Raw genomic sequence first — 20,265 nt, forward strand, 5'->3', positions numbered from 1 at the left:
CTCGCTTGACTCGCTTGACTCGCTTGACTCGCTTGACTCGCTTGACTCGCTTGACTCGCTTGACTCGCTTGACTCGCGCTCATCGCTCATCGCTCGCGCGCCGGCTTTTCCACAGAATATGTTGGCAACATTGGGGATATCCTGCGCATCACCCATGCAAGCCTTTGACGTCATTCAGTTTTTCCCGCGGGATCACGCATGCGGCAGGCGCGCCGCGCCATGCTGCGTCGTGACGCGCGAACGCACCACCGCGCGTTGTCCACAGTTTTTGTTGGCAAGCTTGTGCATATCCTGCGCACTCCCGCCTCAAGTCCTTGATGCGCAAGAGAGTTTCGATCCGGGTCAGATGCGCGGCACCGCGCCCTTCTCCCGCCCGCCGAGGGTCTTCAGTTCTCCACAGATTATGTTGGCAACACTGGGGATATCCTGCGCACGACGACGCCAACACATTGACGAGAAAAGGTTTTCCTCGCGGCGACACGCACGCGGCAACGCCGCCGCGCGCGGCGTGCGGCGGCGGCCCGCCCTTCGTTGTCCACAGTTTATGTTGGCAAGCCTGGGGATATCCTGCGCATCGTCCGGTTAACTCATTGATGCGATTCGTCTTTCATGCGCGGATCAAGCGGGCGGCACGCGCCGCGCCGCCGAAGGCGCGATGCGGGCCGCCCGCGTTGTCCACAATTTTTGTTGGCAAGCCTGGGGATATCCTGCGCATGCGCGGCCCAAACGCTTGATCCGGCAGGCTTTTCCCCGAACCGTCGCGAATGCGGCAACGGCTGCGCGCCACGCACTCAATCCGGGTAGTCGAGTTTCGGATACCAGGCGTCGCCGCGCCCTTCGGGCGTCATGTCGAGCACGGTCCACAGGGGCATCGGGTCGGGCGCGCCGCGCGGATCCTGGCCCGGATCGGCCGTCCAGAATCCCATCTCGCCCGACCAGAAATGACGGATCTCGCCGTCGCGCCGGGTGAAGACATTCAGCGCGGGCATCTCGTCGCCGTCCGCGTCGAGCCCGTGATAATCGCGCGTGTAGCTGCCGTCCAGGTCCGTGTACAGCATCAGGTCGCGCCAGCCGCGCGCCTCCTTGACCGCGACCAGCCGGTCGAGCGGCGAGCGCGCGACCACCGCGAGCGCCACGCGCTGCCCGATGTCGCGCGCCTCGCCGGCCCATGCGCCGAGCAGCGACGTGCACATCGGACAGGGCCGTTCGCGCTGCGGACCGAACATGTAGCTGTAGACGACGAGCGTCGTCCGCTCGCCGAACAGCCCCGCGAAATCGAGCGGCCCGCGTTCGCCCTCGAAACGATAGTCGCCCGTCACCGCGCCGCCCGGCGGCAGCGCGCGGCGTTGCGCCGCGACGGCCTCGATGTGCCGGCGCAAGGCGATCTCCTCGGCCAGCAGCGCATTGCGCGCGTGCCGGTAGGCCGCGCTTTCATTCGGAAACCTGATCGGATTGCGACTCGCCAGCTCGACGGCCGGCACGATCGCTGTGGGTTGCGTCATGTCTGTCTCCTGGTTCGAAAACCGCTCAATCGCGCTCGGGCGCGCCGAGCGGAAACAACGGCCGGTAAGGACGCGCCTCGTCCACCGCGCGCGCGAACGACGGCCGCGCGAGCAGGCGGCGCCGGTACGCGAGCAGATGCCCGAACGACGGATCGATCCGGTGCGTCCAATCAGCATAGAACAGGAACGGCCCGGCGCCGCAGTCCGCGAGACTGAACCGCGCGCCCGCCGCCCATTCGCGATCCGCCATCCGCGCATCGAGCCACGCGTACGCGGTATCGAGCATCGCGCGCGCGTCGGCGACGCCGCGCGGGTCGCGCGCCTCGGGCGGACGCAGGCAGTCGAACACGATCTTCTGCTGCGGCGTCGACACGTAGTTGTCGAGGAAACGATCGAGCGCGCGCACGTCGAGCGCGTCCGCCGGCGCGTCGGGCAAGAGCCGCACCGGCCCCGGATGGTGGAGCCCGAGATGTTCGATGATGATCGTCGCCTCGACGACGGTGCGGCCGCCGTCGACCAGCACCGGCATGCGCTTGAGCGGCCACAGCGCGGCCCAGGCCGCGAGCGTGTCCGGATCGTCCTGCGACAGCAGCCGAAGCGTGAACGGCGTGTCGTTCTCGTAAAGAGCGACCAGCACCTTCTGGCAGTACGACGAGAACGGATGCGCGTACAGCGTCAGGCCCGTCGCGCCGGCGTCGCGGCCGTTCACGAGCGCGCCGCCATCTGCGCCATCCCGGCCCGGATCTCGTCGGCGCTCAGGTCGCGCTGATGCGTCGCGACCGACCACGCGTGGCCGAACGGGTCCCGCAGCTGGCCGTAGCGGTCGCCCCAGAACATGTCGGTGACGGGCATCGTGACGGTCGCGCCCGCCTCCACGGCCTGCGCGAACACCCGGTCGACATCCTCGACGTACAGGTGCAGGAACACCGGCGAACCCTTGAGCGCATGCGGATCGCGCACGCCGCAGCCCTCCATGCTGTCGGCGAGCATCAGCACCGAATTGCCGATCCGCAACGAGGCATGCATCAAGCGGCCGCCTTGCGGCGCGTCGAGCCGGCTCAGCTCGACCGCGCCGAACGCGCGCACGTAAAACGCGATCGCGTCGGCGGCGCCGTCGCAGATCAGGTGGGGGGTCAGCGTATGCATCCCTTCCGGGATGGGTTTGACGGAACTGGACATGGCAGGGCTCCTGACGGGTGGAAGTAAGCGGTTCACGAATCGAACGCGCCGCGCGGCGGCGCGTTCTCTCCTACGACGCGCGGCGCGGGCGCGAATCGACATGCGCGCCGATATTTTTTTGCGCCGCCGTCCACTGCGCTTGTCAGTCTGGTCCCGGCACGCTACGTTATCCACAGTTTTTGTTGGCAACCATGTGGATATCCTGCGCATGCGGCCGCCAAGTCATTGAACTGACACACTTTTCCCGAAACCCGCCCGGCCCGGGCACGCGCCCCGCCTCTCCGATGCCCGAAGCCACCGTCACGCTGCGTCCGGCGACCGAAGCCGATCTCCCGTTCCTGCTCGCGCTGCGCGAGGCAACCATGACCGAGCACCTGCTGCGCGCGGGCGAGCCGACCGACTCCGCGAGCCACGCCGCGCGGGTGCGCGCGCGGCTCGACGACGCGCAGATCGTATGCCTCGACGGCGCGCCGGCCGGCCTGCTGAAGGCGTACCGCGAGCCGGACAGTTGGGTGGTGATGCAGATTCAGATCCTGCCCGCGCATCAGCGGCAGGGCGTCGGCGCGCGCGTGCTGCGCCGCGTGCTCGACGAAGCGGACCGGCAGCGCGTGCCGGTCTCGCTGAAGGTGCTCAAGGGCAATCCTGCGCAGCGGCTCTACGAACGGCTCGGTTTCCGGATCGCCGCCGAGGTCGACGCCGAGTACCTGCTCACGCGCCCCGCCTGAACGGCGCGGGCCGCGCCCGCTCAGCCGGCGGCGTCGCGCTGCAAGTGCGCGGCGAGCGTCTCGATGTCGTGCTGCGCGTACACCGCGATGCCGTGCCGCGCGAGCAGCGCCGCCGTTACGCCCGCGCCGTCGTGGCGACGGCCGCTGAACGAACCGTCGTAGATCGCGCGGCTGCCGCACGATGGGCTCGCATCGGTCAGCAGCGCATGACGGCAACCGTGTTCACGCGCCAGCGCGAGCGCCGCCCGCGCACCGGCGACGAACGCCTCGGTCACGTCGTGACGCGCCAGGTCGACGACCCGCGCGACGCCGTCCAGCACCGCGTCGCCCGAGGCCGCGCGCTGGATCTCGGCGGGCGGGCGCGGCGTCGGCATGCCGCCCGCCCACTCCGGACAGATCGGCACGAGCCGGTTCTCGGCCTGCCATTGCGCGAGCAGCGGATGGCGCAGCGTCTTCGGGGAACCGTCGTAGCGGACCGGCGCGCCCAGCAGGCACGCGCTGACCAGAATGCGGGGAGGTGTCATCGGGGGAGGCTCCGGGGCGCGCGGCCCCGGTTATCAACAGTTTTTGTTAACAAGCATGTGGATATCCTGCGCACGCGCGCGGCAACGCATTGAATCCAAACGGGATTGCCGCCGCGCCCTCGGGCGGGGCAACGGCGGCGCCGGCTCAGTGCCGGTCGAGCGTGGCCTTCAGTTCGCTCGCCTTGTCGCGCAGCGCCTCGTAGCCGGAGCGCGCGTGCTCGGGCAGGTCGGGATCGCCGATCAGCGCGCCGAGCGTCTCGACCAGGCTGAACAGGATGCCCTTCGCCGCGCCGGCCGCGATGCGCTGCGACGCCAGCGATTCATGCAGATGATCGACCGCGGCCTCGAGCTGTTCGAGGCGCGCCGGATCGCGGTCGGGCTGCGGGTCGTTCGACATGGTGAAGTCTCCTGGTTCGGGTGGGCGCGAGGCTGCGCGATACCGCCATTCTAGGCCCGGGGTCGCAAACGCGGGCCGGCCTGGCGCAAGCTACAGCGCCGCGACCACGCGCGCGCGCCCTTCGGCGGACGCCACCACCTTGCCGTCGACCCGCCGGAAGGTCAGCGACACGCTCTCGTCGCCGACCCGCAGGCCGTCGAGCTGCAGCCAGTCGACCCCTTCGGGCAGCGCCGGCCGCTCGACCCGCACCTCGCCGCGCGCCGCGTCCACGCTGACGCCCAGGCACGCCTGCAGCATCATGAACGGCGCGCCGGCCGCCCACGCCTGCGGCAGGCATGCGACCGGATACGCGGTGGGCGGCTCGCCGCGCCGGCGCGGGAAGCCGCAGAACAGCTCCGGCAGGCGCATGTCGAAGCTCACCGCCGCCTCGAACAGCGCGCGCAGCAGATCGATCGCGGCGCGCTTGTCGCCGTAGCGCGCGAGGCCGCGCGCGGCGAGCGCATTGTCGTGCGGCCACACCGAGCCGTTGTGATACGCCATCGGATTGAAGCGCGGCTGGCCGGCGGCGAGCGTGCGCACACCCCAGCCGGTCTGGAACAGCGCCGAGCCGAGCACGCGCGCGACCGCCTCGCCGCGCGCCGGCTCCGGCAGGCCGAACGCCAGCAGGTGCCCCACATTCGACGCCAGCACCCGGCACAGCTCGCCGTGCCCGTCGAGCGCGATCCCGTAGAAATCCGCCTCGGGCATCCAGAACAGCGTCTCGACCTGCTCGCGCAAGGTGCGCGCGCGCTGCGTGTAGCGCACCGCGTCGGCCGTGTGGCCGCGCCGCTGCGCGAACCCGGCCATCGCGTCGAACGCGGCGCAGGCGTAGGCCTGCACCTCGACCAGCGCGATCGGCCCGTCCGGGAAGCGCCCGTCGGCGTGGAACACGGAATCGTGGCTGTCCTTCCAGCCCTGGTTCGCGAGCCCGCGTTCGGAGGTGCGCTGGTAATCGAGCAGCCCGTGCGGATTGCGGTCGCACACGCGCATCACCCACTGCGCGGCCCGTTCGAGCGCGGGCCACAGCTCGTCGATCAGCGCGTGGTCGCCGGTGTGCTCCAGATAGGCGCCCGCGAGCACGATGAACAGCGGCGTGGTGTCCACGCCGCCGTAGTACAGCGCGAACGGCACCTCGCCCGTGGCCGCCATCTCGCTGCGGCGGAACTCATGCATGATCTTGCCCGGCTCGGCGTCGTGGAACGCCGAGGTCTCGCGCGCCTGATGCGCGGCGAGAAAGCGCAGCACCCCGCGCGCGAGCGACGGCTGCAGCCACAGCATCTGCAACGAGGTGACCACCGCGTCGCGGCCGAACGGCGTCGAGAACCACGGAATGCCCGCGTACGGATACGGGCCGGTGTCGAGCTGCGTCGTCAGCAGCCCGAGGTCGGCGAGCGAGCGGTCGAGCCATGCGTTGAACAGCGGATTGCTGGTGCGCACCCGCGCCATCGCGCGCCGCCGCTCGCGCATCGCGCGGTGCACCCGCACCAGCGCCTTGCGCAGCGCCGGCCGTCCGCCCGTTTCGGCCGGCCGCGCGGCGGCCGTCGCGCCCGCCGCGCCGACCCGCGCCTCGACCGTCAGATAGATCGACACGCAAGCCTGCGCCGCGATGCGCAGCGTGTAGTCGGCGCGGTCGGGCGAGAGCGCGTCCGGCTCCGGCGAGAAACGGATCCGCACCGTGCGCTCGACCTCGTCGAGCCCGACATAGCCCAGCCGCACCGCGCCCGCGTCGACGCACGGCGGCGCGATCGCGCCATGCCGCTCGCGCGCGGTGCCGCGCACCTCGAACATGTCCTTGAAATCCGCGCCGAACGAGATCGACAGCGGCACCTCGGCGTCGCTCGTGCCGTAGTTGGTCAGCGTGAGCCCGTCGTACAGCACGTTGTCTTCCAGCACCCGCATCCGCTCGATGTGGATCACGCCCTCCGGCGTCTCGTGCCCGCCCAGCGGCGGCAACGGGCGATTGGTCAGATGCGCGGTGAAGGAGGCGTTGTCGGCGCTGGTCGCGCCCGACAGCAGCGACGGCGCACGGCCGCCGAACGTGAGCCGCCACTGCGACAGCACCCGCATGTCGTCGACGAACAGGCCGTCGTCGTGACCGCCGATGTCGCCGAGCGCGTCACAGACCACGAACGCGTCGCCGGACTTCAGCACGAACTGGCTGCCGCGCACCGGCTTCTGCGTATCGGGCTCGGGCGCGATGAACAAGGGCGCGGCCGGCTTGAGGTCGGCCTGCGCGGCGGGGGAGGAAGAATCGGCGGCGGGACTGCTGGGCATTGCGGCTCCTGTCCGGTGGCGGCGCGCGACCTGCGCGCCCGGTCCGCACAGCATAGGGCAGAACCCGGGCGGCGCGCAGCGACGCCCGGGTGACGCAGTGCGGCAAACCGCGTGGGTGGCGCTTCGCGCGTCGCCGCCGGGCCGTCGAGACGCCGTTGATCTTGATGGTCCGAGCCGCCCGCCCCGACGGGCATGCGGCCCGATCCCTCGATCCCGCCAACCCCAGGTCACCGACCTCCCATCCGCGCGGGCGGGCGCCGCGCGCTCAGGCCGGACGGCGCCAATCCGGAAACGGATCGTCGCCGCCGCGCCACGCGGATTCCGGCAGCGCCAGTTCCGCGTCGCTGAGCAGGCAGGCGTCGAACGCCGCGCGCAGCGCCGCCTCGTCCATCCCGGTGCCGATCAGCACCAGTTCCTGCTGCCGGTCGCCGAACCGGTCGTCCCAGCGGCCGCGGATCTGCGCGAGCGCGTCCGGATCGCGCGGCCACGCCTCTTCCGGCACGGCCGCCCACCAGCTGCCGGCGCGCCCGTGCCGGGAAATCGCCCCGGCCTGCGACCATTCGCCGACCGCCTCCGGCCGGGACGCAATCCAGAAATAGCCCTTCGAGCGCACCACGCCCGGCCATTCGCGCTGGATCCAGTCGTGCAGCCGGCGCGGATGGAACGGCCGCCGGGCGCGGTACACGAAGCTCGTGATGCCGTATTGTTCGCTCTCCGGAATATGTTCGCCGCGCATTTCCTTCAACCAGCCCGGCGCCAGCGCCGCCGCCTGGAAATCGAAGCGGCCGGTGTCGAGCACCTCGTCGACCGGCACCGCGCCGAACCGGCTCTCGACGATCCGCGCCCGCGCGTTCAGCGCGCGCAGCACGCCCTTCAGGCGCGCCAGCTCGTCCGCCGTCACGAGGTCGGTCTTGTTGAGCACGATCACGTCGCAGAACTCGACCTGCTCGGTCAGCAGGTCGACCACCCTGCGCGTATCCGCGTCGCCCATCGATTCGCCGCGGTCGGCGATGAAGTCGTGCGAGCCGTAGTCGCGCGCGAAATGGAATGCGTCGACGACCGTGACCAGGGTGTCGAGCCGCGCGACGTCGGACAGGCTGCGCCCCGCCTCGTCGCGAAACGTGAAGGTCTCCGCCACCGGCAAGGGCTCGGAGATGCCGGTCGACTCGATCAGCAGGTAATCGAAGCGCTGCTCGCGTGCGAGCCGCCCGATCTCGACCAACAGGTCCTCGCGCAGCGTGCAGCAGATGCAGCCGTTGCTCATCTCGACCAGCCGCTCGTCGACCTGCGACAGCGCGCTGCCGCCGTCGCGGATCAGACGCGCATCGATGTTGACTTCCGACATGTCGTTGACGATCACGGCGACCCGCCGCCCTTCGCGATTGTTCAGCACGTGATTGAGCAGCGTGGTCTTGCCCGCGCCGAGAAAGCCGGACAGCACGGTGACGGGAAGCTGTTGCATGGGGACGGCCCTCGTGTGGCGAGGCGCGGCGGCAAACGGCTGGCCTCGAATCGAAATGATATAACATATCATTTCGATCGCGCTCGACGGGCCTCGGATATCAGCGCCGCGCGGCGCATCGCCCCGGTGGGCGGCCGGGGCCGGCCCGTCAGGCCTCCGCCTCGGTCTGCAGGCGCCCCATCGCCTGACCCGCGCCGCGCACCGCGCAGCTGAGCGGCTCGTCGGCCACGCGCACCAGGAGCCCGGTTTCGTCGTACAGCCGCTTGCCGAGGTTCGCGAGCAGCGCGCCGCCGCCCGTCAGCACCACGCCCCGGTGCGCGATATCGGTGATCAGCTCCGGCGGCGCATTCTCGAGCGCCCCCTTGACCGCGCCCACCACCTGCTTGAGCGGCGCCGCGAGCGCGTCGGCGATGTCGTGGTTGGTCAGCTCAATGGTGCGCGGCAGCCCGTCCTCGACGCTGCGCCCGACGGCATGCATCGATTCGCGCGGCACGCCGTAGCTCGCCGTGCCGATGATCTTCTTCACGTGCTCGGCCGTTTGCTCGCCAAGCAGCACGCCATAGAGGTTGCGCACATGATTGACGATCGCCGCGTCGAACTGATCACCGCCCACCCGGATCGCTTCCTGGTAAACCACGCCGCCGAGCGCGATCACGGCGACCTCGGTCGTGCCGCCGCCGATATCGACCACCATCGACCCGACCGCGTCCGTCACCGGCAGCCCGGCGCCCAACGCCGCCGCCAGCGATTCGCCGATCAGCGTGACCTTGGAGGCGCCCGCCGCCGCGGCCGCCTCGCGGATCGCGCGCCGCTCGACCGCCGTGGCGTTCGACGGCACGCAGATCGTGAACTCCGCGCGCCGGCCGAACAGCGCGCGCGTGCGCGACATGTCGATGAACTGACGCATCATCTGCTCGGCCGCGTTGTAGTTTGCGATCACGCCGTGGCGCAGCGGCCGCACCGCCTGCAGATGCTCGGGCGAGCGGCCGAGCAGCGCCTTCGCCTGGTCGCCGACGGCCTCGACGCGCGCCTTGTCGACCGCGCCGCCGGGCTTGCGGAAACACACCACGGACGGCTGGTTCAGCACCACGCCGCGATTGTGGACATAGATGAGCGTACTCGCGGTGCCCAGGTCTACCGCGATGTTGTGCGCGAACAGCCTTCCGAGAAGGGGGGTCGACATGATGAAGCCTCTACGGACGAACGAACCGGTGGAAGGTCTATGCGGGGGACGCCGGGTCGTCGTAACACCGGTCTCTCGCGCCGGACGGCGACTGTTAAGCGCTTAGCGGCAGCATGCACCAATACTTTAGGTGATTTCGAATATTTTCCCCAAAATATTGGCGACGGTTCGCTCATCCCCGTCCACAGTCTGTCACGGAGATTTTGTTGGTTCTTTCCGGCTCAAAACACGGTAACCTTGCGGTTTTGCACGAATTCCCGACCGCCTCGCGGTTGTCCGACCACCCCCGAACCACAACGATGACGGTGCACGCCCCACGCGGTCGGCAGAATCCTCGCGCCGGCAAGCGCTTCGCCGCCGTCCTGTTCTGCTGCGCAACAGCATTCCCTGCCCTCGCCCAGCCGCTGCCGCCCGTCGCGGCGTCCGTGCCGGCGTCCGTGCCGATTCCGATGCCCGCCCCCGCGGCCGCGGCGGTCCCCGTGCCGACGACGAACGTCTCCTGCTCCCCGGACGGCGGCCCGGCGAACCGGCCGCCGATCGGCCTCGTGCTGTCGGGCGGCGGCGCGCGCGGCTATGCGCACCTGGGGGTGCTGAAGGTGCTCGAGGACAACCGCATCCCGGTCGACTGCATCGCCGCGACCAGCATGGGCGCCGTGGTCGGCGGCCTGTATGCGAGCGGCATGCATGCGGCGGAGATGGAAAAGCGCCTGTCGCAGATCAACCTCGCGGACATCGCATTCGACGTGACCAACCGCGCGGATCTCCCGCAGTCGCAGCGCGAGGACGAACAGGTCTATGCCGATGCGCTGACGATCGGCTTCGGCACGAAGGGCGTCAAGACGCCGGCCGGGCTCGTGCAGGGCAACCGCCTGCAGGCGCTGCTCGCGAACTGGACGGCGGCCGTGCCGGCCAACCAGCCGTTCGACCAGCTGCCGATCCCGTACCGCGCGATCGCGACCGACCTGCGCACCGGCCAGATGGTCGTGCTCGACCACGGCTCGCTGCCGCTCGCGATCCGCGCGAGCATGGCATTGCCCGGCCTGTTCGCGCCCGCCGATATCGACGGCCGCACGCTGGTCGACGGCGGGCTCGTCAGCAACCTGCCGGTGGACACGGCGCGCGCGATGGGCGCGAAGGTCGTGATCGCGGTCGACATCGGCTCGCAGCTGCGGCCGCTCGACGCGCTCGCGTCGCCCGCCGACGTGATGCAGCAGATGATCGGGATTCTGATCCGGCAGAACGTGTCGGCCCAGCGCGCGCAGCTCGGCGCCGACGACGTGCTGCTGCAGCCGGCGCTCGGCGCGCTGAGCTTCACCGATTTCCAGACCGCGTCGCGGGCGATCTCGGCGGGCGCGGCGGCCGCGACGGCCGCGCTGCCCAAGCTGCTGCAATACCAGCTGACACCCGAGCAGTACGCGTCCTATGAGGCCGCGCACACGCTGCCGCCGCAGGAGCCGGTGCGCATCACCTCGATCGACGTCCGCATGAACGGCCCGGTGCCGAAGCGGGTCGTCACCGATGCGCTGCACGTCCACCCCGGCGACATCTACGACGCGAAGTCGGTCAGCCAGGATCTGCTCACGCTGACGACGAGCGGCAACTTCGAGAGCGTCTCGCAGCAGGTGGTCAACGACGGCGACAGCCACAAGCTCGTGATCGACGCGCGCGAGAAGTACTGGGGGCCGAACTTCCTGCTGTTCGGGCTGGGCCTGTCGAGCAGCTCCAGCGACGTCGGCGGGTTCCGCCTGCACGTCGGCTACCGGCGGCCGTGGCTCACCCAGTCGGGGCTGGAGTTCCGCGCCGACACGACGCTCGGCAGCGACCTGCAATCGGCCCACGTCGAGCTGCGCCAGCCGCTGACCGAACGCGGCGGCTATTACGTCGCGCCGTATGCGGAAGTGGAACGGCGCTTCGCGAACGTCTACGACGAAAGCGGCGATTTAAAGCTCAACCAGTACCGGCTTCGCACGCAACGCGTCGGCATCGACTTCGGCGTGCCGATCGGGCGGCTCGGCGACTTCCGCATCGGCCTCGCCTATGCACACGGCTCCGCCGTGCCGAACTATCAGCTCTTCGACCTCTTCTCGCCGTTCACGTCACAAGCATTGACCGCGCGCGCGCGGCTCGTGATCGATCAGCTCGACGATCACCTGTTCCCGCGCCAGGGCTACTTTACCGAGGTCCGGGTCGAGCACTCGCTCGCCACCAGCACGACCACCGATGATGCCTACGCCGGCCCGAGCACTGACAACACGCCCTATACCGAGGTGCGCGGCAAAGCCATGATCGCGCGGCAATTCGGACGCCACAGCGTGAGCGCCGGCGTCGAGGCGGGCAAAACCTTCGGCGGCAGTTCGAACGTCTTCAACAGTTTCGACTTCACGCTGGGCGGCTTCCAACACCTGGCCGCCTACGCGGCGGACCAGTTGAACGGCGACTCGCTCGTCTACGGGCAGGTCACCTACATGAATCAGCTGATGACGTTCAACGCGTCGCCGATCAAGGCGTTGTATCTGGGCGCGAGCGCGGAGGTCGGCAATGTCTGGTCGAGCGGCGAGCGGGTGGGCGGCGGCGCGCTCAAGCAGAGCTATACGCTCTTCACCAGCCTCACGACGTCGTTCGGGCCGCTCTACATCGGGATCGCGCTCGCGCCGGCCGGCCGCCGCAACCTGTACTTCCAGCTGGGCCGGACGTATTGACGACTGGCGCGACAGGCCGCGTGCGGTGCGCGGCGTGCGGCGGGTGCTGCCCGCCGCCGCTCACACCGGCCAGCTGATCTCGAAGCGCGCGCCCGGCAGCACGCGCGGGTCGACCACCGCGATCCGCCCGTTGTGCGCGTGCAGCACCTGACGCGTGATCGCGAGCCCGAGCCCGTAACCCGCGGTATGACGATCGAGCCGCACGAAGGCCTCGAAGATCCGGTCGCGTTGCGCTTCCGGCACGCCCTGGCCGTCGTCCTCGACATAGATCTCGATGTTGCCGTGGCGCATCTCGATGCCGACGACGATCCGCGACTGCGCGTACTTGCTCGCATTGCGCAGCAGGTTGCGCATCGCGTACGACATCAGCCGCTTGTCCATGCGCACGCGCAGCTCGCGCGCGATGCCGATCCGCGACTCGATGGCGATGTTCGCGTACAGCAGCGCCGCGTCGTTGACCTGGTTCTCGAACCACGCGGCGAGGACCGTCTGTTCCAGGTTCGACTGCAGCGAGCTGTATTCGAGCCGCGCGTAGGTCAGGCTCATGTCGATCAGCTCGTCCAGCTCGGTGACGTCCTGCGCGATGCTGTCGAGCGCGTTCTGGTAGTCCCGCGCCGAGCCCGGCTCGCGCAGGATCTCCAGCGCGAAGCGCACCCGCGCGAGCGGCGTGCGCAGCTCGTGCGAAATGCCGTTGGTCAGGTCGCGCTGCGCGGCGATCAGCCGCTCCATGCGCATCGCGAGCGCGTTCAGCGTGCGCGCGAGCGGCCCGATGATCACGCTGTGCGACTCGCGCGCGCGGGTGTTGAAGCGCCCGCCGCTGAAATCGATCGCGCGCTCGCGCACCATCACGAGATCCGACCACACGGGCCGCATCCACCGGTACGCGGCCAGCGCCGGCGTCACCGCGACGAACAGGAAGATCAGCAGCGCGCCGCCCGGCAGCGTCTCATAGGCACGCCACACCACGCGGGGCGTCAGCACGACGCACAGCGCGAGCACCGGCACCAGCGTCGTCAGCAGCACCACGCCGATCAGGTGCAGGTAGGTCCGCACGTACAGACGCGACCAGCTCGGGATCCGGTCGGCCCGCATGTCGGTCCACGAGCGGCGGAAGTTCAGCCAGCGCCACTTGCAGTAGCGCAGCGGGGAAAGACGAGGGGCGTGGCTGCTGTTCATGGTCTTGGGCGGGCGGGCATCCGGAACGGCGGGGAGGAGCGGGACGACGGCGCGATGCCGGGCGCGAACCCGGCACGGAAGGACGCAAAAAGCGGAATTATTGAATGATAGACATCAATTCGCGGCAATGATGTCAACTTACCTGCCAACTGTGTCGATTTATGTAACGACGCGGCGCGGGCCAGCCGCGCGGCCCGGCCGCCGGCCATCCCCGCTTTACTCCCAGGCGTGCTTGCTGAACTGGTAGCCCTTGCTGCGGATCGTCTTGATGCGCTGCGGGCTGCCCGCATCGTCGCGCAGCTTGCGGCGCAGCTTCGAGATTCGGCCGTCGATCGTGCGGTCCAGCCCGTCGAACTCCACGCCGCGCAGTTGCAGCATCAGGTCGTCGCGGCTCACCACCTCGCCCGCGTGGCACACCAGCGCCCACAGCAGGTCGAACTCGGCGGAGGTCAGGTCCGGCGTGCTGCCGTCGGGCAGCCGCACCGTCCGGTTCGCGCGGTTGATCGAAAACTTGCCGAACGTATAGCTCTCGGGCTGCGCCGCCGTCTCCGCCTGGCGCACCGGCGCGCGGCGCAGCTGGGCCTTGATCCGGGCGAGCAGGATGCGCGGCTCGACCGGCTTGTGCACATAGTCGTCCGCGCCGAATTCGAGGCCCAGCAGTTCGTCGAACTGCTCGTCGCGCGCGGTCACCATGATGATCACGCCATCGTAGTGCTCGCGCGCCTCCCGGCAAATCTCGAAACCATCCTTGCCGGGCAGGTTCACGTCGAGGATCACGAGGTCCGGCTGGCCGCTCAGGATCGCGGGCACGGCCTCGTCGCCGTGCAGCACGGTCTCGACTTCATAGTCATGTTTGCGCAGGTAGCCCGCGATCAGCGTCGACAGACGATTGTCGTCCTCGACGAGAAGAATCCGGAAAGGCATGGGCGGTCGGTCGATACAGGCAAGAGTTCAACAAAAACAACGGGACGCAACGCCCATTGGGCATTCTGATGATCGGCGTAATATCCCGAAATATTTCGCATGATACGCGTGGCCGGTGCCGCCGCGCATACATTCCGCGAAAAAGGGGGTGGGATAGAACACAAAAATCGACTGAGACTATCTCATTTTTGATCCTCGCCTGCCGGCGGATTTTGGGCGGAAACCGCGTCCGGAACGCGGCAAATGATGGGGACGGAACATCGACCGCCCGGGCGGGAGGCCCGCCGGGCGGGATTGGGCGCTATCCGCATGCGACGCACGATCGCGGCCCGACGTCTCGAAACAGATGCCGCGACGGACGGTCGCGGCTGGATTTCTCCGGCCGGAAACGCGACGTGTTGCACAATTTTCCTTGCCGACGGGCGGGCGCCGGGACGACGAGGCGCGCCGCCGCGCGCGACGCGGTCCGTCGGGATGACGTCGGGGCCCGCCCCGCTCGGCCGTCGCTCGCCTCCCCTCGCGCCGCGCCGGCCGGCCGGCCCTTGCCCAGCGCGGCTGACGGGCCGGGCGGCTGTAGTATCATGCGGTCGTTTTCGAGATGCGGGTTGCCGCCCGCGCGGCGCGGCGGCCTCGACCGCCGCACCCCGTCTCGATCGCGGCCTCCGGCCCACGCTCCCGCCGCATCCGTTCGCGGACAAGGGCGTGCCGCCGGTCCGCCTCCGCTACGCCCCGTTGATTTCGCCTGCATGACCGCCGATCTGAATTACCAGCTGATCCTCGAACGCATCCACGCTGAACTCGCGCCCTGGATCGGCGCGGGCCGCGTCGCCGACTACATCCCCGAACTCGCGAAGGTGCCCGCCGATCGTTTCGGCATGGCGATCGTCACGCTCGACGGCGGGGTCCACACGGTCGGCGCGGCGCGCGAGCGCTTCTCGATCCAGAGCATCTCGAAGCTGTTCGCCTGCACGCTCGCCTTCCAGCTGCTCGGCGACGAGCTGTGGGACCGGGTCGGCCGCGAGCCGTCGGGCAACGCGTTCAATTCGCTCGTGCAGCTCGAAAGCGAGCGCGGCAAGCCGCGCAATCCCTTCATCAACGCGGGCGCGCTGGTGGTCACCGACGTGCTCGCACGCCGCTTCGTGCGGGCCGAGACGGCGCTCGTGGAATTCGTGCGGCGGCTGATCGGCGTCACCGACATCGACTACGACTCGCGCGTCGCGCAATCGGAATTGCAGCACGCGGAGCGCAATCGCGCGATGGCGCACTTCATGGCGAGCTTCGGCAACATGCAGATGCCGCCCGAGGTGGTGGTCGACGCGTACTGCCGGCAATGCGCGATCACGATGAACTGCGTCGAGCTGGCGCAGGCCGCGTTGTTCCTCGCGAACGGCGGCGTCGCGCCGGTCACCGGCGAGCGGATCATCGACGCGAGTTCCGCGAAGCGGCTGTCCGCGTTGATGCTGACCTGCGGCACGTATGACGCGGCGGGAGACTTCGTCTACCGCGTCGGGCTGCCGGCGAAGAGCGGCGTGGGCGGCGGGATCGTCGCGGTGCTGCCCGGGGAGATGGCGGTGTGCGTGTGGTCGCCGGGGCTCGATTCGAATGGGAATTCGCTGGCGGGGACGTTGGCGCTGGAGTGGTTGACGACATATTCGGGGCGGTCGATTTTTTGAGGCGGCGAAATTGAGCCCGCCTCATTTGGCGCAACGGCGGCAGATTGATATCAACGCGCATTGGCGCGCTCAATGTGGAACTCGTTCATCGGCAGCAATCGACCCAACGCAGCCCCGGCCTTGCCCGGTAGCGGCCATTTCGGAAGGGGCGACGAAGTTGCTCACGTCCGACGTGCGTCGCTTCTCACATCGTCCGGCACGCCACGCCCTCCCCACTCCATCCAGAGAACCGAAATACCAGACAAAGGGCGCCGATGATGGATCGCATGCCTTCTACCACGCGCTGGCTCGGCGGAAACAGCGGCACAACCAAACCGCCCTGCAAATTAGCCCTTGAACGACACGAGTGCCTTGGCCGACGGCAGCACAGAGACCTCATGCCCCATGATATTTCCGACTTCGACGGCAACCTGACGATACCTATTCGCTATATGCGATGCATCGCATATAGCGAATCCCGACCGGACCTCGGCTTACCATTGGTACCCTCCACCTACCACCACACCGTATGCGCCTCGCGTATTCGTGGTGACAGCGCCCTTATACACCCAGTGCCCATTCTCTGAGACCCTGGAAAGTCCAAGCGCCTGGCCCGATTGACCGCGATAAACACTACCGGCCAACGCCACCATGTTCATCCCGGGACGCGTCGGTTGAGGCAGGCCGGCCACTGCCATTGCAGCCGCTGCCCCGCCATCCGCGTCTTTCTCTACCGAACTGATGTTGTTTTGAAGGCTCTGAACTTGACTGTTCGTGTAGTTGTTTGCCTGATTCAACGTATTGTTCGCACTGGCGTTGAGTTGCTGAAGGTTCACGGCATCGGTCGGCTGAGTACCCGGCGCAACGTTGATGATCTGGCGCTGCTGCGTATCGCTGCCGACCGATACCACGTTCTGACGGCCGCCGTCCGTCGAGTTCGCGCCGATCGCCACCGAGTTCGAGCCGGCGGTGACCTTCGGCACATCGCTGCCGGTTCCGTTCATGTCGGCAGCAATGCTGCCGTTGTTCGCCGAACGGGCGTTGTTGTTGTTGTTGATCGTCGTCGACAGCGAGTTCAGCGTGTTGTTGATGTTCGTCACGCCGGACGACAGCGAAGCCACGTTGCTGTTCGTCGCGCTCAGGCCGGTGGACAGCGAGCCGATGCCGGTGGAGGTCGACGTCGACAGCGAGTTGACGTTGCTGTTGGTCGCACTCAGGCTTGTCGACAGCGAGCTGACCGCGGTCGACGTCGAGGTGGACAGCGACGATACCGAGCTGTTCGTCGTGCTCAGGCCGGTGGACAGCGAGTTGATGCCCGTCGACAGCGACGCGACGTTCGACGCGGTGGACGTCGACAGCGCGTTGACCGCGTTGTTCGTCGCGTTGAGCTGGCTGCCGTTGATCGCATCCGTGCTCGTGGCCGAGATCTGACCGGCGGCGACGTTCGTGACCTGACGCTCCTGGCCCGGTGCCCCGACGCTGACCACGCCGGCCGGCGTGCTGCCCGCGAAGAAATACGTGACTCCGCCGATCGTGGCGCTCGACGTCGGGTTCGCGGCGCTCGTGACCGAGTTCGCGCCGAGTGCGATCGAATTGGCAACGTTCGCGGTGGCGTTCGAACCGAATGCAAGTGCGTTGGCGGCGCTTGCCGTGGCGCTCGAGCCGTAGGCCTGGGCGCCGACAGCGCTGGCCGTGGACTGATTGCCCAGTGCGATCGTGTTGTCCGCGGTGGCCTGGTTCGAGCTGCCGAGGGCGAGCGCGCTGGCGCCGTTGGCCGTATTCGCGTTGCCGAGCGCGACTGCGCCGTTACCGGTCGCCGTGTCGTTCGCGCCCATCGCTAGCGCGCCGGTACCCGTCGCGACGCTCGGGTCGCCGATCGCCACCGCGCCGTCGCCACTTGCCGTATTGCCGGAGCCGATCGACACGGCCGTGCCGCCCGTTGCCGATGCGTTCTGGCCGATCGCGACCGCGCCTGCCGACTGCGCGTTCGAACCGTTGCCGACCGCGACGCTGCTGGCGCCCGCCGCGCTGGCGTTCACGCCGGTGGCGAGGGCGTTGATGCCCGTGGCGCCGTCGTTGTTGTAGTTGGCCTGCTGCGTGCCGCCATCGTTGACGCTGAAGTAATGCGTCTTCACGGCATTGATCGCGGTCGACGTCGAGGTGGACAGCGACGATACCGAGCTGTTCGTGGTGCTCAGGCCGGTGGACAGTGAGCCGATGCCGGTTGACGTCGATGTCGACAGCGACACGATCGTGCTGTTGGTCGACGACAGGCCGGTGGACAGCGAGCTGATGCCGGTCGACGTCGAGGTGGACAGCGACGTGACCGTGCTGTTCGTCGTCGACAAGCCGGTCGACAGCGACGAAATACCGGTCGACGTCGAAGTGGACAGCGATGTGATCGAGCTGTTCGCCGACGACAGGCCCGTCGACGTTGAAGTCGACAACGACGTGACGGTGCTGTTCGTTGTCGACAAGCCGGTCGACAGCGACGAGATACCGGTTGACGTCGAAGTGGACAGCGACGTGATCGAGCTGTTCGCCGACGACAGGCCCGTCGACGTTGAAGTCGACAACGACGTGACCGTGCTGCTCGTTGTCGACAAGCCGGTCGACAACGACGAAATACCGGTTGACGTCGAAGTGGACAGCGACGTGATCGAACTGTTCGCCGACGACAGGCCCGTCGACGTCGACGTCGACAACGACGTGACGGTGCTGTTCGTCGTCGACAAACCCGTCGACGTTGAAGTCGACAACGACGTAACCGTGCTGTTCGTCGTCGACAAGCCCGTCGACAGCGACGAAATACCGGTTGACGTCGAAGTGGACAGCGATGTGATCGAGCTGTTCGCCGACGACAGGCCCGTCGACGTCGACGTCGACAACGACGTGACCGTGCTGTTCGTCGTCGACAAGCCCGTCGACAGCGACGAGATGCCGGTCGACGTCGACGTCGACAACGATGTGACCGCGCTGTTCGTCGTCGACAAGCCCGTCGACAGCGACGAAATACCGGTCGACGTCGAAGTGGACAGCGACGTGATCGAGCTGTTCGCCGACGACAAGCCCGTCGACAGCGACGAGATACCGGTCGACGTCGAGGTCGACAAGCTGTTGATCGCCGTGTTCGTTGCGAACAATTGTGATCCATTGATCGCGTCCGTGCTCGTGGCCGTCACCTGCCCCGCAGCCACGTTCGTGATCTGACGTTCCGAACCCGCAGCACCCACGCTCACCACGCTCGTCGGATTCGTCCCCGCGTAGTTGTACGTCGCGCCTCCGATCGTACCCGTCGCCGTCGGGTTCGACGCAGCCGTCACCGAACCACTCCCCAGCGCCACATCGCCGGCATTGTTCGCCACTGCGTTCGGGCCGATCGCCACACTGTTCGCTCCCAGCGCTTGACTGTCAGACGCAGAAGAGTTGGCGTGGAAGTACTTGATTCCCTGGCTGTTGATATTGTCGATCGCTGAACCGACATTGTTGGCCGTACTTGTCGTTCCGTTCGCGTTGTACGTCGTATAGGCAGGGGCGCTGATCGTTCCCGTCGCCGGATTGTAGGCTGCGCCCCCACCCAGTGCCGAAGCCGTGCTGCTGCCCAGATTGTTCGTCACTGTGGACAAGGAAACAATCGAACTGGTCGCCGCGGACAAACCGGTCGACAGCGACGAAATGCCGGTTGACGTCGAGGTGGACAGCGACGTGATCGAGCTGTTCGCCGACGACAAGCCCGTCGACGTTGAAGTCGACAACGACGTGACCGTGCTGTTCGTCGTCGACAAGCCCGTCGACAACGACGTAACAGAGCTGTTCGTCGTGGACAAGCCCGTCGACAGCGATGAAATGCCGGTCGATGTCGAAGTGGACAGCGATGTGATCGAACTGTTCGCCGACGATAAGCCCGTCGACGTCGACGTCGACAACGACGTGACGGTGCTGTTCGTCGTCGACAAGCCCGTCGACAGCGACGAAATACCAGTCGACGTCGAAGTGGACAGCGACGTGATCGAGCTGTTCGCCGACGACAGGCCCGTCGACGTCGATGTCGACAACGACGTGACCGTGCTGTTCGTCGTCGACAAGCCCGTCGACGTCGAGGTGGACAGCGATGTAATCGAACTATTCGCCGACGACAGGCCCGTCGACGTCGAAGTGGACAGCGACGTAATCGAACTATTCGCCGACGACAAGCCCGTCGACGTCGATGTCGACAACGACGTGACCGTGCTGTTCGTCGTCGACAAGCCCGTCGACAGCGACGAAATACCGGTTGACGTCGAAGTGGACAACGACGTGATCGAGCTGTTCGCCGACGACAAGCCCGTCGACGTCGATGTCGACAACGACGTGACCGTGCTATTCGTTGTCGACAAACCCGTCGACAGCGACGAAATACCGGTTGACGTCGAAGTGGACAACGACGTGATCGAGCTGTTCGCCGACGACAGACCCGTCGACGTCGATGTCGACAACGACGTGACCGTGCTATTCGTTGTCGACAAACCCGTCGACAGCGACGAAATACC

At 67.8% G+C, this 20,265-nt stretch carries 14 protein-coding genes; 3 read left to right on the forward strand and 11 right to left on the reverse strand.

Going from position 1 to position 20,265, the window contains the following annotated elements:
• Positions 1–791: 791 nt before the first annotated feature.
• The 3 genes from AC1RQF_RS12095 to AC1RQF_RS12105 are packed head-to-tail and all read right to left on the reverse strand — an operon-like array spanning position 792 to position 2,681.
• Entirely contained in the window at positions 792–1,502 is a 711-nt protein-coding gene (locus tag AC1RQF_RS12095; protein ID WP_273997957.1) for a DUF899 family protein, read from the reverse strand.
• Positions 1,503–1,527: 25 nt separating this feature from the next.
• A complete protein-coding gene (locus tag AC1RQF_RS12100) occupies positions 1,528–2,211 on the reverse strand; it encodes a glutathione S-transferase family protein (protein ID WP_492872129.1) in 684 nt (227 codons plus the stop codon).
• A complete protein-coding gene (locus tag AC1RQF_RS12105; protein WP_273997953.1) occupies positions 2,208–2,681 on the reverse strand; it encodes a VOC family protein in 474 nt (157 codons plus the stop codon). The genes AC1RQF_RS12100 and AC1RQF_RS12105 overlap by 4 nt, the downstream gene beginning before the upstream one ends.
• Before the next feature lie 284 nt (positions 2,682–2,965).
• On the opposite strand from AC1RQF_RS12105, the gene AC1RQF_RS12110 reads away from it, so the two are divergent.
• Positions 2,966–3,406, forward strand: a complete 441-nt coding sequence (locus tag AC1RQF_RS12110) for a GNAT family N-acetyltransferase (RefSeq protein ID WP_273997951.1) — start codon at positions 2,966–2,968, stop codon at positions 3,404–3,406.
• A 20-nt stretch (positions 3,407–3,426) separates the two neighbouring features.
• Here the strand turns inward: AC1RQF_RS12110 and AC1RQF_RS12115 are convergent, their stop codons facing one another.
• The 5 genes from AC1RQF_RS12115 to AC1RQF_RS12135 all read right to left on the reverse strand — a co-directional run bounded on the left by AC1RQF_RS12115 (position 3,427) and on the right by AC1RQF_RS12135 (position 9,285).
• Positions 3,427–3,930: a 2-thiouracil desulfurase family protein gene (locus tag AC1RQF_RS12115; RefSeq protein ID WP_492872130.1), complete on the reverse strand. Its 504-nt coding sequence runs from the start codon at positions 3,928–3,930 to the stop codon at positions 3,427–3,429.
• A gap of 145 nt (positions 3,931–4,075) precedes the next feature.
• On the reverse strand, positions 4,076–4,327 hold the full coding sequence (locus AC1RQF_RS12120) for a hypothetical protein (RefSeq protein WP_273997948.1): 252 nt from the start codon (positions 4,325–4,327) through the stop codon (positions 4,076–4,078).
• A gap of 90 nt (positions 4,328–4,417) precedes the next feature.
• Entirely contained in the window at positions 4,418–6,640 is a 2,223-nt protein-coding gene (locus AC1RQF_RS12125; protein WP_273997947.1) for an amylo-alpha-1,6-glucosidase, read from the reverse strand.
• Positions 6,641–6,905: 265 nt separating this feature from the next.
• Positions 6,906–8,102: a zinc metallochaperone GTPase ZigA gene (zigA, locus tag AC1RQF_RS12130; RefSeq protein WP_273997945.1), complete on the reverse strand. Its 1,197-nt coding sequence runs from the start codon at positions 8,100–8,102 to the stop codon at positions 6,906–6,908.
• 148 nt (positions 8,103–8,250) lie between these two features.
• A complete protein-coding gene (locus AC1RQF_RS12135; RefSeq protein WP_273997944.1) occupies positions 8,251–9,285 on the reverse strand; it encodes a rod shape-determining protein in 1,035 nt (344 codons plus the stop codon).
• A gap of 299 nt (positions 9,286–9,584) precedes the next feature.
• On the opposite strand from AC1RQF_RS12135, the gene AC1RQF_RS12140 reads away from it, so the two are divergent.
• Positions 9,585–11,984: a patatin-like phospholipase family protein gene (locus tag AC1RQF_RS12140; protein WP_492872131.1), complete on the forward strand. Its 2,400-nt coding sequence runs from the start codon at positions 9,585–9,587 to the stop codon at positions 11,982–11,984.
• A gap of 60 nt (positions 11,985–12,044) precedes the next feature.
• Here the strand turns inward: AC1RQF_RS12140 and AC1RQF_RS12145 are convergent, their stop codons facing one another.
• Together AC1RQF_RS12145 and AC1RQF_RS12150 are read right to left on the reverse strand one after the other, a co-directional pair.
• Positions 12,045–13,160, reverse strand: coding sequence for an ATP-binding protein (locus AC1RQF_RS12145; protein WP_273997943.1), 1,116 nt, complete (start codon positions 13,158–13,160; stop codon positions 12,045–12,047).
• Positions 13,161–13,376: 216 nt separating this feature from the next.
• The gene (locus AC1RQF_RS12150; protein WP_252987566.1) at positions 13,377–14,084 is read right to left on the reverse strand and encodes a response regulator; all 708 of its coding nucleotides are present in this window, start codon (positions 14,082–14,084) and stop codon (positions 13,377–13,379) included.
• Positions 14,085–14,842: 758 nt separating this feature from the next.
• Between AC1RQF_RS12150 and AC1RQF_RS12155 the strand changes: the two genes are divergently transcribed.
• Complete coding sequence (locus AC1RQF_RS12155; protein ID WP_273998316.1) at positions 14,843–15,757, forward strand: glutaminase; 915 nt, start codon at positions 14,843–14,845, stop codon at positions 15,755–15,757.
• A gap of 473 nt (positions 15,758–16,230) precedes the next feature.
• Here the strand turns inward: AC1RQF_RS12155 and AC1RQF_RS12160 are convergent, their stop codons facing one another.
• Positions 16,231–19,875 carry a YadA-like family protein gene (locus tag AC1RQF_RS12160; protein WP_492872138.1) on the reverse strand — a complete coding sequence of 1,215 codons (3,645 nt, stop codon included), beginning with the start codon at positions 19,873–19,875 and terminating at the stop codon, positions 16,231–16,233.
• Positions 19,876–20,265: the final 390 nt, after the last annotated feature.

The sequence above is a fragment of the Burkholderia sp. GW821-FHT14F03 genome, from assembly GCF_058803765.1.